We start from the raw sequence: 13,633 nt of genomic DNA on the forward strand, positions 1-13,633 counted from the left end.
AAATTCTTTCGCCAGTAATAATTTAATTCACAACTGCTAATCTTTAATAATATTCTTTCCATTATATGCACGGGCTCATGGTCTAGTGGTCATGAGTCGACCTAAAACAGAGGTCGACTGGCAAACAACGCCCTTACACGGCGTAGGTCCCCGGTTCGAATCCGGGTGAGCCCATTTATTTCCCCTGAGAGGCGATTGTTTTTTCGATTCTGATCAAATCGCCCTTTACACCTTTAACTGTGCATGCAAACGAATTTGATTATGCAGTCGATCGAAATGAGCGAGTTCGGATTCGGTTCGAACGTTGGAGCAGTACAGCTTTGCTCTCCCTGGTCCATTCGCGTTCCATCTTTTATCCTTTACACTCAAAAATTTTCGAGGTGATTGATCAATTAATAGATAAGCGGCTATTTCTTATCCTCATCAATCACCCAACCGTTTCTTAGAGAATATCTACTATAGATCACTTACTTGCGATTCCCTAGTACTCAAGATTTGATTGAAACCGAGGGATAGGCGAGCAGATTGATGAATGATACCTCAATTCTTCGAGATCAAATGGGTGAAATTGTTATTGTCCTTTGCGACATTGAAGTGTAATTGATCAGGTAAAATATTTGAGTTTTACAATGATTATTTATATTTTCATTCAATGGAGGAGTATTGAAAAATCGAGACGTAGGGAACGAGCCGCTGGAGGGAATTATATACGTCGACACTGAGGCGAGGCGTTGTCGCAGAATTCATCGGCAGCTTTTTTCTCATTATCGCGGCAATTGCGTCGACAATACTGCCCGTAGATGTTCTCAAAGCTGACGTAGCTCTCTCGGTGTTCATGAACGCGATCGCAGTCGCGTTCGTACTCTTCGCATTGATCGAGATGCTCGGACCAATCTCTGGAGGTCATTTTAATCCGGCAGTCACAATGTCCTTTCTTCTGTCAAAAGAAATCACAAAGAAGAAAGCTGCCTGTTATATCGGAGCCCAGATCGCTGGTGGATTCATTGGCGTTATGGCAACTCACCTGATGTTTTATGATACTACGTCTACGCTTCTCGTCGTGTCCGAAAATACTAAGACACCAGGCATGTTCTTCGCAGAATTTATCGGAACATTCCTCTTAGTTGCAGTTATCTTAGGCTGTATCAGGGGAGGCTCGAAGTTCACAGGTCTATCTGTGGGGACTGTTGTTGGAGGGATGCTGATAACAACATCAAGCACCATGTACGCCAATCCAGCAGTCACCTTGGCAAGGGTCTTTACTTATGCCATATGTGGCATCGCTCCCGCTAGTGCGATCTTTTTTATATTCGCGGAGTTTGTTGGGGCATCAATGGCCACAATAACGTTCAGTTATCTTTATCCAAGAAAACTGGGTGACAAATCCATACAGTTGGAAAGTACAAAATCGATCCAAATAGCAAAGGAGTAATGATATCTTGACAATCAAGGATCCAGGATTGATTGCACCTGCATGTCCGTGCCAGATAAAAAGGTGATAGTATGTTGATGATTGAGAGTGAGATTCTGTTTTCTGTGAGAATCAATCACGACGAAACTCCTGGTTTGATAGACATCGGGTCGGACAAGGAGGGAAAAATGACAACGTATCTCCAACAAGAGCCTTCTCGGGGGTGAAAGCTGATGAAGACTAGAATAGTGATCATCGGCGGTTTTCTCGGAGCTGGGAAAACAACCTTGGCGACAAAGGTGGCTGCGAAATTCAAGGAAATGGGCAAATCGGCTGCGCTCGTGACGAACGACCAGGGGGAAACGCTAGTCGATACTCAATACACGAAATCGATGGGCATCGACGTCGAGGAAGTGCTCCGAGGTTGCTTCTGCTGCCGATTTCCTGACTTTCTCAGGAGTGCGAGAATCCTCGCTGTGAATTCAAGACCTGATATAATTCTCGCCGAGCCTGTCGGTAGCTGCACAGACCTATTATCCACGGTGATTGCTCCCCTAAAGACACTATACCCCAACGAGTTCGATGTCGCTCCGCTTCTTATCGTCGTCGACAGTCCCCGTCTCCTCTCGCATGCGATGGAGTTCGAGACTCCGGGCGATTATCTCAAAAGATGCCAGATCGAGGAGGGGGAGATCATCGTTCTGTCAAAAACAGATCTGGTCTCGACGAAAGATATGCCAGAACTCATACAGATCATCAGGAGAATCAATCCCGATGCAAAAATCATTCAATACTCGGCAGTGGATAACAAAGGTCTCGATTCGATCATGAGCGTTATAACTTCACATGAGGTCAGCCAAAGACGCCCGATTGAAATAGATTACGATATCTACGCTGCGGCTGAGGCAGAACTTGGCTGGTACAATGGATTGTATCGATTCGAGCTTGACCGCCGTACCGATTTGTATGGACTTGCGATTAATATTCTCAAATCAATTGCTGGAAATTACAAAGCTGGAGAGATTGCTCATGTCAAATTAATGATAGAGTCTGAATCGAATGCGCTAAAGATCAGCTTGGTTGATCAACAAGTGAGTATCGACGGCATTAAGGGTACACGACATGGCGAGGGAAAGACGATGATCACCGTTAATGCAAGGGTCGTTTCATCCCCGGAGAAATTGAAAAGAGTTGTGAGAGAGTCGGTCCATGGAGTGTTGCACGGCATGGATATCAAAATTCAGAGTGTTGAAGATTCATCGTTCGCACCCTCAAGACCTCAGCCCACTTACAGAATGTGGCAGTAGATGCTGTTGAACGAGATGCCAAAACGTCGCTCATTACATGTCCCTCAAAGCAGCCGTAATTGTCTGGACCTTGTTCCTTGTAACGAATCAGGTTAAAGAAATCAATTTGAAACACTCAATTCTTGCTGGATCGCGTAGGGCCCGTCTCCGAATAATTTGTAATCAAACGATTGCATGACCGCATTGTCATTTTTCGAAACGGAGGAGGAGCCGTTTAACTAGGGGACGTTTCCCGTCTGCGAACTACGAACAGATGCGCGATAGATAAATAACTTCATTGCATACGAGCGGGGAAAGAATATTGAATAGCGTAAGCATAACCCCAAATCCTCGGTGCGCGTATGGTGGTCTTCCGACCTTTCAAAGGTTATCTTCCGAATCTCAGCGAAAGAGAAAGCATCTGCGACAGGATATCACCTCCCTATGACGTGATAGATGACAATAAAAAGCGAGAGTTACAGAGCAAGCCCTTTAACATCGCGAGGATCACGCTGGGGGAAAAGGCTGATAATTACGATGCCGCAAGAAAAGAATTAGAGAGCTGGCTGAAAGACAAAAAGCTTATTCCAGACGATCGAGAATCGTTTTATTTGTACAAACAGTCGTTCAAGTTCAACGGACGAGAATTATCAAGAACGGGGATCGTTGGGTTGTTGATGGTTGAAGAATATGAAAAAGGCAATATTTTGCCACACGAGGAAACGGTTCCGAAAGTCAAGGATGATCGGCTCAACCTATTGATGGCAACCGAGTTTCATCTCGAATCGATCTTTGGCGTTTTCGATCGTCTTGATGATGACATTGCAGAAAAGATGACATCGGTTGCGGAGACTCTCTGGGAATGTTATGATGAAGATGGTGTTCAGCACTCATTCATGAGGATAAGCGATCAACAAACGGTGCAAATGATCTCTGAAAGTCTGAAATGGAAAAGAATCCTGATCGCCGATGGCCATCACAGATATGAGACCGCATTGAGATATTCAAGAGAGCGGAGCGATGAAAAGAGTCAATTCGTCCTCGCGACGCTGGTTGGTTCGAATGATCCTGGGATGATCGTTTTGCCGACGCATAGGATCATTTATGGAACGGGATTGAACAATTTCGAAATCATCGAAATTCTCAAAACAAACTTCGACATCATTCGAACGAGAGATTTTCATGAACTCAAAGAGCGGGTCTTCGCATCCGATACGTCCAGTATCGGCATTATTACAAGCGATCGCGAATGTGCGATCATTACTCCCAAAATGAAACAGTCGGACAATGCGCTATGGAGTGTTGATGCGTTTGTATTTCAGGAACTTGGCTTTCCCGTCATTATGGAAAAAGCAAGATACAAAGACAAGATCAAAGTTGAATACGAGCATAATGCCGATGAAGTTTTCAGAAAAGTGACAAATAATCGATGCGATCTCGCGGTCATCTTGAGACCACCATCACTTGATCAAATATGGAAAATTGCAGAGCGCGGCCTCAGGATGCCAAAAAAGACGACCTATTTCTGGCCAAAAATATGGTCCGGATTTGTCATCTATTCGATGAAAAAGTAAGTGAATAGGAAGCTCGCGTTTGGTTTGTCAGAAATTCTTTTAGAATTTCAATATTTCAAAGAACAACATGTTTCCCGAAATGAAAACAACTATACAAAAAGGAAATAATGGATATTGAATATCAATTTTGAATTATCATTCTTGATAATGTCTGGATTAAGAGAAGATTCAAATAATAGATCGATTGTGGTATAATTAAAGATTAAAAGAGAGCAAGGCGCTGATCTATTGTAGGATTTCGCGTTTTACTTCTTCTTTTGATTGGTAAAGAGGGGAGGAAATGAGTTCAACAAGAATATTAATCGCGATCATTGTAGCTTTTCTTCTTGTCGTGAGCTTCGGTTTGCCCGCGATATCTGGTGCCGTACCTCAGGAAGGGGAAAAAGTAAAGCTGGTTGGGAAAGGAGTGTACGGCGTAGACATTGCTGTCAATGTATCGTATCATGCAAATCACTGGCCATGGGCATGGGCTGGATATTATCTCCTGGAAAATGAAATTGGTGTGAGGTATAATGGTTATTGCATTGATTTCAACATGGTGGTCGGTGAAGGCAATATGCTTTGGGCTAACGGCGAATTGACACGATACATAACGAAAAATGAATCTTGCATGGTCAACTATGTTATCAACATATTCAAGCCTGAAATGGCTTCAGACCCGACTCTTGAAGCCGCTGCAATCCAGTCTGCGATATGGTATATTCTCACCGCCGATGAAGATCACCCATTTATGACAGATGCCGCGACTGGCGCGACATTTGACGCTTGGAACGAGATTTATGGACATGAGATAAGAGATCGTGCGTGGGAAATCATCAAATCGATTCCGGACCCCTGCTTATACCCAGCTTCATTGCAGCTTGAGCCCGAGATTCAGAATATTGATTGTGGAGACGAGGTTGCGATAACGGCGACCGTTCTCGACCAGTTCGGCAATGCACTAGAGAATGTTTTGGTTCGCTTTTCAACAACATCTGGCGCGCTGAGCGATACCGAAGTCTCCACGAATTCTACTGGGAAAGCGAGCGTTTATCTGGATCCCGAATGCGCAACGAGAGTGGTTGTTACTGTTTGCGTCAATGGCGGAGCTGGCATGTTGATGTGGGACGACGAGAATCCGCCAAATCAGAATTATCCCGATGTCAACGTACAAAACCTTGTTGTGCCGAACGCACTCTGCGACTCATCGATCGTCAAATGCTGTTATTATCCAGATGGTTTTACTATAGGCTTTTGGAAAACAAACATCGGTAAGAACTGGGGCTGGATGAAAGGGAAGGGCATTCAGGTTCCAAAGGCAAAGATCGTCAACTGCCTTGCAGAAATCAACACAACATTCGACTGGCAGAATGGCCACTGCACAGCTGAATGCATGGACTGGATCCGCAACATCACGCCATCAAAGGCTTACAAGATTCTCTCGATACCCGATGCAAAGAATATGACACAGAAGGCACAAGCACAGATTCTCGCGCTGCTCATGACAAATGCGTGGTACAACAATTATTATGGCGAGAATTATTATCTAGAGGGATGTGTAGATCTTCCTGGTGATAACGATCCAGCGATCGAAGATGCGCTTCATCAGATAATGAATTGGTATTGCGAGGGAAAGTACAAGAAGGCAAAGGATCTGGCAGACTACATCAACAATCAACCTGAAGGCGGTTATTTTTGAAAGGGGATTTATCCCACTTTCCATTTTTTTGTTCTTTTTAGTCGATTCAATATGGACAAAGACCATCCCAAATGAATGGGATTGAAATCGACGATCATCGAAGATTTGATCCTAGCCCAGGCCGAATTTGACCTTGCAAGTTGCATCGAGTGTTTTCTTCATTTCGACGAATCGCGCAGGATTCTTCTTAAATGCTTCCAGACACTCCTCGCTGCAGAAGCGATAGGTTTCGCCTTCGTGCTCATAAGACAAAACGCTCTTAGCTGGATCGATCTCCAAACCACATACGGGATCGAGGACGATGCGCCTCGCCTTGCAAACCATAACCCGCGCACCCATTTCATGGCAATGAACTACTTCGTCGGCACCTGCCTTTTTCAGCTTCGCCGCGTTTCGATAATCCTCAACCTCAGAAACAACATGCAGATTCGGATTCAACATTTTCGCCGTAAGGACGACCATCACATTCGATGTGTCTGTCATCGTTGTTAGGAGAGCTTTTGCTTCTTCGACATTCGCCCTTAGCAAAACCTCCTCGTATATGGCGTCGCCCTCGATGACAGGTATTCCCTCTTCCACCATCGCCGCGACTTTTTCTTTATTTCTCTCGATGACGATATACTCCTCACCTTTTGCGCCTAGCTGTTCGGCGATCTGACGCCCCACATTTCCATACCCACAAATAATATAATGGCCCTTCATCCTTGTCCTCCTTTCAGGTAATCCGAGTTCTTCTCTCAGACTTTTACTCACCATTGTATCAAAGACAGATTGGAGTGCGACAATTCCCGCTCCGATTCCGCCAACCATGACGATCGATGCGATGATTCGACTTGCGGCGGTCGTGGGCACGATGTCCCCATATCCAACAGTTGTCATTGTGACGAGCGTGAAATATAGCGCCTCTAGCGGATTATCGACGGTTGGCTCCCAAAGTGTGAAGCCCACCGTGCCAATGGTCAGGACCGCAAGCAATCCATAGAGCGAATAGAGCAATCTATGGCTTTTCAAATACGAACCCCCAACAGATAACGACTCAAAGACGTCAGAATTTGTATTTATCGATTCTTGCAACGATAGAAGAAAATGGAGCCACTGGAGGGATTCGAACCCTCGACCTACGCCTTACCAAGGCGTCGCTATTTGGCGGTGCAACAAGGCACTACCGCTAAGCCACAGTGGCCACGACTCCTTCAATCAGATGAGCGTTCATAAAGTTTTCCAAAATCGAAAACAAGCATTTATGACACTTCGGCATATGGGTATTGTTGATGAAAAATGAGATGAGCGCCTTTGATGTACTCGCCTTGGCAGCTGAAATGCGCTCAATTATTGGCGGATTTGTCGATAAGATCTTCCACTGGAATGGAAGTAATTTCCTTTTCAGAATCAATGTGCCTGGGTCTGGCAAGAAGGAAATTATCTTCCAGGAGGCACGATGGCTTTATCTAGCCAGTGAACGCCCTGAACTTCCTGGTATTCCTTCTCAGCTCGCGATGACAATGAGAAAACACTTATCAGGTGGGCGTATCACATCAGTTTACCAGAAAGATTTTGACCGAATCGTTATTCTTGAAATCCAACGAGATAAAAAATATGAGGTCATTTTTGAGATTTTTGGGGATGGCAACTTACTTGTCGTGCAGGAAGGGAAGATCGTCATCGCACTTGCATCAAAACAATGGAAGCACAGAGAAGTCAGACCTGGCGTGGAGTACAAATTCCCGCCATCGCGATTCAACCCACTTGCCGCAACCTTCGAATCGTTCAGAGCAGCGCTCGAACAATCAAGATCCGACATCGTGAGAAGCCTTGCGACTGTTGTCAACCTTGGCGGCCAGTATGCCGAAGAAATTTGCCTGAGGGCTGGCATTGATAAAAACAGGAAAGCGGATTCGTTGACGGAAGAAGATTTCAGAAACCTGAACAGCAGATTGCAGGAAATCATCGATTCGATTCGTACCAAGCCAGAACCGAATATTGTATTTGACGATGGTTCCCCTGTTGATGTTACGCCAATCAGGCTGATGATTCACGCTGGGGCACGCGCTGAGCAGTTTGTTTCTTTTTCCGATGCGATAAATCGTTTCCTAGAATTGAGACCAAGAATTGAGGCAGAGGCAGTTGATGAGGAACTTCGGAGACTCGAGCGACAACTCGAGCAGCAGAAGAACGCAATTCAAGAGTTAAGAACAAGAGCGGACGAGTGCTCGAAGTTGGCCGAGCTTCTTTTTGTAAATTACATAGCGATCAACGAAATTCTCTGTAAATTCAAAGAGAAAGCCACTTCATCCAAATGGAATGAGATCGTTGAGTTCTCAAAGAGATTTGACGTCGTAAAAGGAATCGATCCCTCCGAACATTCGATCGAGCTCGAGATTCAGGGAAATAGAATCAAACTCGATTACCTAAAAAGTCTCGAAGAGAATGCTGACGCCTTTTATCAGGAATCAAAACGCCTGAGAGAGAAAATTGAAGGCGCTTTTGTCGCCATTAAAGAGACTGAAGCGAAAATCGAACAGAGAAAAGCAAGCAGGGAGAGGGGAACTGTTGATAAGAAGACAAAGAAAACAAAAGAGTTCTGGTTTGAGAGATACAAGTGGTTCATCACTTCCGGCGGAAAACTTGTTCTTGCTGGCAGGGACGCAAAGACCAATGAACAGCTCGTCAAGAAACACATGACAACGGCCGACAGATTTGTTCACGCGGATATTCATGGCGCGCCAAGCGTTATCGTCAAAGACGGGTCGACGGCGAGTGATGAGGAAATGAAAGAAGCAGGCATCTTTGCACTCGCACATTCAAAAATCTGGAAAGCTGGGGCTGGTGAAGGAAGCGCGTATTGGGTTTTACCGGATCAGGTTTCAAAGACGCCAGAGGCCGGCGAGTTCGTGCCCAGAGGTGCCTTTATCATCCGTGGAAAAAGGAATTATCTCCATCACCTACCTATCGAACTGGCAATTGGCGAGATTGAGTATCAAGGCGAAAGAAAGATTATGTGCGGACCTCGCAGCGCCGTTGAAAAGCAATCGACTAGATTCGTTGTGATCGTGCCAGGGAACACTGATAGAAATCTGATTTCATCGGCCCTTGCAAGGTTTTTCGAAGTGCCCGAAGAAGAAATATCAAGAGTTCTTCCGCCAGGTGACATTTCTATTAAAGAAAGGAAAAACGTGATGATAGAAAGCTAGGGAAGTGCCCGAGCCGGAATTCGAATCCGGGTCTGGAGGTCCGCAGCCTCCTAGGATGTCCAAGCTACCCCACTCGGGCATTTTTTCTCTCGGGATATCAGTATACCCTTTAATTCACTTTCTGCCTAATAAGCTGTCGTCATATCCAGTTTTCCTTTCTTTCGAGCGAGGAAATCTGCGTACTTTAAAATGATCAGGGAGAGAAAAAGAAAGAGAAGGATAGAGACAAGAAGCAAGACCGTCATCTCTTGCGCTGAGTAGTTCACAAGACCGCTGATCGAAACGGTCTCGGGCACCATCGCGCGCCTTAAAAATTCAAGCCAGTAAGTGATCGGAATGAAAAGAGCAATCGATTGTCCCCACGAAGGTAGAAAGGTGATGGGAAAAATCACGCCGCAGAACAAATAGAAAACGCCAGCGACGCCCTCGTTGATTCCTGCCCCGTGGCGTGCAGTTAGCAAAGAAATGCCTGCGAGCGCGATGCCAATCGTGCAGATGCAAAAGAGTCCGAGGATCATCGCGACGATCAACAACAGCCAATCGATTCTCCAAATGTTGACAGGCAAACCGAGAACCAGGATTCCGAATGCGAGTGTCACGATGACCGATGCCGTTGTGATGATGATCTTGCTGATTCCCCGCCCAACAAGATAAACTGGAAAGTTGATCGGCGCGATGTAGATCTGCTTCAACGTCTGATAATGTTCTCGATCTTCATGCACCACCCAGGTGATGCCGAATAAGACCTGGGCCACATACATATAAAAAGCGTTCCCGATGAACATATACGAAAAGAGCACAGGATCGGCGTTGACAGACTTGAGAATAATGAGATACATGAAAACGAGAATCAGTGTCGCCGTAATTGGTTTAATGATAGAATAAATGATGAAAAGAAATGGATTCGTCCAGTTCGACTCCATCTGCCAGCCAAGCCACGCCGCCCACCTAATCGTTCGCAGATGTTCGTTCACTGCCATCGCAAAGTCAGCCTCCCTTCCCTCTTACCGAGGTTCTCCATGAAATCGAGCGCAACGCGGGCGCCGTAAATGAAAGCGATCGTCAAAAAGACAAGAACAGTTATCTCGATATTGACCGGTAGAAATCCCATCGTTTCCTGCCCAGCGAAAATCAGCTGTCTCATCGCATCGAGACCGAGAGTGATCGGAACGATTGAAGCCAGAAGCGCCGTCCAAAATCCAAGTGCTTTTACTGGAAAATAAAAGCCAGAAACGAAATAGATCGGTTCCTGAAAAACGCTCGATAAATGCCAGATTCCCCTGCCATAGAGAAGGTACAGAGAGGAGAACATCATTCCCATACCGTACAGTGCGAAAAGGGTGAGGAAGAAAACGATCAGGAGACTACCTGGGGAAACGATCTTGATCTCGATGCCAAAAATCAGCATTCCTAAAGTGAGCGTTGACAGTGCGCGGACCGATGTGAAAAAAATACCACCAAGCGCCATACCCGCAAGAACAGACATACGCGACATCGGCGCCATAAGGTATAACTGAAGGTTCCCCACTTCCTTCTCCCAGTAGAATTGTGCCGCCATGCTCCAAAGAACGTTGAGCCAGTATGCCGTCATCGCGCCGCCAAGAATCACAAAACCGATAAAAACCGAAGGGGCGCCGAGTGCCTGATAATAAAAAGCAAACGCCGCGATTCCCAAAAGAGGAAGGAAGATGTCAAAAAATAACCAACTTGGTTCCCTGAAGGATCCAATGATTCGTGGATAAGCTCTTCCGATAACAGCACGGAGATTCAAGCGCCAATCAATCATATCAGTCCTCTTCCAACTAGCTGCAAAAAGACATCCTCAAGTGTTGGCTCCGCCTTGGTGAGGGAGAGCACCTTCACCCCTTTTCCCGCGATCACGTGGATGACCTCAGCTAGCACGGACTCATCTTCGGCAACGATCCTAATCTTCTGCCGTTCCCCGTTGATTTCGCCACTGTAGCCCTTCACGCCGCTGATTTGCCCGATCCAATCGAGATCGACGAATTGAGTTGTTTCAAGAGTGAAAACAGCGTCTCTCTGAACTTGTCTTTTAAGGTTGTAAGGCGAATCGCAGGCAAGAATGCGCCCCCGGTCGATGATCGCGACCCGATCACAGAGTTCCTCAGCCTCCATCATATAATGCGTCGTGATCAGCGCCGTTTTTCCATTCTGTCCCCTGACCCACCTTCGTATGTAATCTCGGATTGTCCTGCTCGAATTGACATCGAGACCAAGCGTTGGCTCATCAAGAAAGATCAGATCGGGGTCGGTCACAAAACCTCTGACGACATTCATCCTTTGCCGTTGGCCTGTCGATATCGTTCTCACTTTGGCGTCTGCCTTGTCTGCGAGCGCGAACTCATGGAGCAATTCATCGATCCTTCGCTTTGCAATCTTGGTTGGGATACCATAGAACTGCGAAAACATCCAGAGATTTTCTTTCACAGTCAATAGCCCGTATCCAGAAAATTCTCCGCCAGAAACCATGTTAATCCGAGGTCTGATCTTATGCGCTTCCCTCTCCACATCATACCCCAATACCGTGACCTTTCCTGAGGAAGGAAGCAATAGAGTTGCAAGGATCTTGATCAGGGTTGTCTTACCAGCACCGTTCGGGCCTAGCAAGCCGAAAAGCTCGCCTTCTCTAACATCGAGATTGATGTTATCGAGGGCAATGATCAGCGGTTGCTTCGCATTCCCCTTGAAAGATCGACTTAGAGATCTGCATTCAACGGCATTATTCATCGTTGGCGAAGAGAACAAAGAGGGTGATGAAAAACCTATCGATCAATGCTCGAGCTGCTGCCAGTATCGCGTCACGTAACCTGCGATCCGATTCCTCATTGCGGGAGAATAAACATCCGTGAGTTTCTCTACTAACAGCTTATTGTGCTCGAAATCGTCATTGAACGCCTTCGGATACTTCTTGACAAGTTCAAGCGCCACCCTCTTGATATACGTAGGTCGTATTTTTCCCATGCCTACACCGGTAGCATCGGGTTAAGCCATATTGTTATTTAAGCCTTTTCAACTCGTCCCGTCGTGGCTTTCCACAACTCATTTTGCCCTCAGGACATGGTCCCCTCATGCAAGGTGGTCCTGCATTTTCGAAAATTGCCGGCGATACCCTCTTGACTTCAGCTAGCATCCTATCAGCGACCTCTCTGATCTCCCACTGAGCACGATTGCAACAGCGAAGTGAAAAGAAATGTAGAAGTTCTCTCGCGTTCATGGTGATAGTGATATTCGTCGTGCAGGCATTCGGTAGCACGTACCGCGCGTCCTCTACGTCAACTTTTTCAGATAATCGCCTATACACTTTCCAAATCTCATCCATCAGTTTTTTGAATTCATCAGCCATCTCTCTGTCTTTTTCGATACTCGGTGGAATTACATAATCCGCGCGATCCATCGAGACGTAACGCTGGCTCTGCTGCGAATATGACGCAATCCTGTGCCGCACAAGCTGGTGTGTCAGTGCTCTCGAAACGCCTTCGACGCTAAAGGTATAACATGCGTGCTCGATGACAGAGTGATGACCCATACCTACAACTTTTGAAATGATTTTGCCCGATCGAGTATCGTCGATGTCCACTAACAATTCGCTCGCTGGCTTTTCTGAATAACAAGATTGTGCGGCCGCGGCACAGAGTTTTTCAGCATCCTTCGTGTACGAAAGAAGTTTGACCCTCATCGATCGCCTCTCAGCTTTCTCTTTCTAGATTGTTCTTGTGTGATATATGATTTTCATAAATATTGATCTGAATAGGTGAAGTGGAACGATGCCTCGGCGTTACCAGCTGGCGATTTCTTTTCATCGTGTGATGGCCATTCTCTCAAATCCCGCAACCTGAAAACCTTGATTTCATCCTTATTCAGAAGTTTCTTGATACCCTCAATGTGCCCATCGCCGACGACGGCCACTACTTTACCATGGTGTGCACATGCGCCTTCTATTCTCAGTGCCATCATTCTATTACGATCGTCGATGAGCATTCTCTTGATCGTCGGAAACTGTTCACCAAATAACCTGAGATAATCCTCTCCATTCTCCTCAAATCTTTCCAATTCTTTCTCGATTCTTCCTTTGGTCATGAAAAAACCAGTAATTGCCGAAAACATAAGGCAGATCTTTTCTTTGACAGGCATTTCTTTCCAGAGTCTTTCAAAAATCGCCACCGCATCGTCATCGATGAATTCGACGACTGCCCCGATTTCCTTTGCGGCCTCAGTCGCAGCAATCATCTCCATTCCAACTTCTCCGCCAAATTCTCTTGCCATTCTTTTCTGCACTTCAGCGAGCATGCGATACATAATAGGCATCGACCGAGCCGCCTCAGGATTGCGTAGAGTCTCATAACGGTGGGGATCCAATTCAACGCAGACAACTTTAGGTCTCTGAGAGAATATGATCTGGCGCACCTGCTCCGAAATATTAAAAACGTGCCCCACACCGACAAGCGTGATCATTGTTCAACTCATGGCGCGAA

General features: G+C 46.0%; 12 protein-coding genes and 3 tRNA genes. 6 read left to right on the plus strand and 9 right to left on the minus strand.

Features of this window, described 5'->3' with window-relative positions; genetic code table 11:
* The first annotated feature begins 71 nt into the window (after positions 1 to 71).
* From H5T41_05595 to H5T41_05615, 5 genes are all read left to right on the plus strand, one after another.
* Positions 72 to 174: transfer RNA gene (locus H5T41_05595), tRNA-Val, on the plus strand.
* Between the two features lie 544 nt (positions 175 to 718).
* Complete coding sequence (locus tag H5T41_05600; protein MBC7108245.1) at positions 719 to 1,432, plus strand: aquaporin family protein; 714 nt, start codon at positions 719 to 721, stop codon at positions 1,430 to 1,432.
* A 212-nt stretch (positions 1,433 to 1,644) separates the two neighbouring features.
* Complete coding sequence (locus H5T41_05605; GenBank protein ID MBC7108246.1) at positions 1,645 to 2,718, plus strand: hypothetical protein; 1,074 nt, start codon at positions 1,645 to 1,647, stop codon at positions 2,716 to 2,718.
* A 341-nt stretch (positions 2,719 to 3,059) separates the two neighbouring features.
* The gene (locus H5T41_05610; protein ID MBC7108247.1) at positions 3,060 to 4,271 is read left to right on the plus strand and encodes a DUF1015 domain-containing protein; all 1,212 of its coding nucleotides are present in this window, start codon (positions 3,060 to 3,062) and stop codon (positions 4,269 to 4,271) included.
* A 280-nt stretch (positions 4,272 to 4,551) separates the two neighbouring features.
* On the plus strand, positions 4,552 to 5,949 hold the full coding sequence (locus tag H5T41_05615) for an Ig-like domain-containing protein (GenBank protein MBC7108248.1): 1,398 nt from the start codon (positions 4,552 to 4,554) through the stop codon (positions 5,947 to 5,949).
* 111 nt (positions 5,950 to 6,060) lie between these two features.
* Here the strand turns inward: H5T41_05615 and H5T41_05620 are convergent, their stop codons facing one another.
* Positions 6,061 to 6,960 (minus strand): NAD-binding protein, encoded by a 900-nt coding sequence (locus tag H5T41_05620; protein MBC7108249.1) that lies wholly within the window; start codon positions 6,958 to 6,960, stop codon positions 6,061 to 6,063.
* 76 nt (positions 6,961 to 7,036) lie between these two features.
* Positions 7,037 to 7,132: transfer RNA gene (locus H5T41_05625), tRNA-Thr, on the minus strand.
* An 88-nt stretch (positions 7,133 to 7,220) separates the two neighbouring features.
* Between H5T41_05625 and H5T41_05630 the strand changes: the two genes are divergently transcribed.
* Positions 7,221 to 9,140, plus strand: a complete 1,920-nt coding sequence (locus H5T41_05630; protein ID MBC7108250.1) for an NFACT family protein — start codon at positions 7,221 to 7,223, stop codon at positions 9,138 to 9,140.
* Between the two features lie 5 nt (positions 9,141 to 9,145).
* On the opposite strand, the gene H5T41_05635 is transcribed toward H5T41_05630, so the two are convergent.
* The 7 genes from H5T41_05635 to H5T41_05665 all read right to left on the minus strand — a co-directional run bounded on the left by H5T41_05635 (position 9,146) and on the right by H5T41_05665 (position 13,613).
* A tRNA-Arg gene (locus H5T41_05635) sits at positions 9,146 to 9,219 on the minus strand.
* 46 nt (positions 9,220 to 9,265) lie between these two features.
* A complete protein-coding gene (locus H5T41_05640) occupies positions 9,266 to 10,120 on the minus strand; it encodes an ABC transporter permease (GenBank protein ID MBC7108251.1) in 855 nt (284 codons plus the stop codon).
* Entirely contained in the window at positions 10,111 to 10,926 is an 816-nt protein-coding gene (locus tag H5T41_05645) for an ABC transporter permease (protein ID MBC7108252.1), read from the minus strand. Before H5T41_05645 ends, H5T41_05640 begins: the two co-directional genes overlap by 10 nt.
* Positions 10,923 to 11,888, minus strand: coding sequence for an ABC transporter ATP-binding protein (locus H5T41_05650; GenBank protein ID MBC7108253.1), 966 nt, complete (start codon positions 11,886 to 11,888; stop codon positions 10,923 to 10,925). Before H5T41_05650 ends, H5T41_05645 begins: the two co-directional genes overlap by 4 nt.
* A 42-nt stretch (positions 11,889 to 11,930) precedes the next feature.
* Positions 11,931 to 12,122, minus strand: a complete 192-nt coding sequence (locus tag H5T41_05655) for a 30S ribosomal protein S17e (GenBank protein ID MBC7108254.1) — start codon at positions 12,120 to 12,122, stop codon at positions 11,931 to 11,933.
* Positions 12,123 to 12,156: 34 nt separating this feature from the next.
* Positions 12,157 to 12,837, minus strand: a complete 681-nt coding sequence (locus H5T41_05660; GenBank protein MBC7108255.1) for an FAD-dependent thymidylate synthase — start codon at positions 12,835 to 12,837, stop codon at positions 12,157 to 12,159.
* Positions 12,838 to 12,890: 53 nt separating this feature from the next.
* Positions 12,891 to 13,613, minus strand: coding sequence for a TraB/GumN family protein (locus tag H5T41_05665; GenBank protein ID MBC7108256.1), 723 nt, complete (start codon positions 13,611 to 13,613; stop codon positions 12,891 to 12,893).
* Between the last annotated feature and the right edge of the window lie 20 nt (positions 13,614 to 13,633).

The sequence above is a fragment of the Methanomassiliicoccales archaeon genome (assembly GCA_014361295.1).
Classification (GTDB): Archaea; Thermoplasmatota; Thermoplasmata; order Methanomassiliicoccales; family JACIVX01; genus JACIVX01.

Coding starts and splice junctions, on each gene's coding strand:
- H5T41_05605 (MBC7108246.1), top strand. CDS start 1,645: ATGAAGACTAGAATAGTGATCATCGGCGGTTTTCTCGGAGCTGGGAAA.
- H5T41_05610 (MBC7108247.1), top strand. CDS start 3,060: ATGGTGGTCTTCCGACCTTTCAAAGGTTATCTTCCGAATCTCAGCGAA.
- H5T41_05615 (MBC7108248.1), top strand. CDS start 4,552: ATGAGTTCAACAAGAATATTAATCGCGATCATTGTAGCTTTTCTTCTT.
- H5T41_05630 (MBC7108250.1), top strand. CDS start 7,221: ATGAAAAATGAGATGAGCGCCTTTGATGTACTCGCCTTGGCAGCTGAA.
- H5T41_05640 (MBC7108251.1), bottom strand. CDS start 10,120: ATGGCAGTGAACGAACATCTGCGAACGATTAGGTGGGCGGCGTGGCTT.
- H5T41_05645 (MBC7108252.1), bottom strand. CDS start 10,926: ATGATTGATTGGCGCTTGAATCTCCGTGCTGTTATCGGAAGAGCTTAT.
- H5T41_05650 (MBC7108253.1), bottom strand. CDS start 11,888: ATGAATAATGCCGTTGAATGCAGATCTCTAAGTCGATCTTTCAAGGGG.
- H5T41_05655 (MBC7108254.1), bottom strand. CDS start 12,122: ATGGGAAAAATACGACCTACGTATATCAAGAGGGTGGCGCTTGAACTT.
- H5T41_05660 (MBC7108255.1), bottom strand. CDS start 12,837: ATGAGGGTCAAACTTCTTTCGTACACGAAGGATGCTGAAAAACTCTGT.
- H5T41_05665 (MBC7108256.1), bottom strand. CDS start 13,613: ATGATCACGCTTGTCGGTGTGGGGCACGTTTTTAATATTTCGGAGCAG.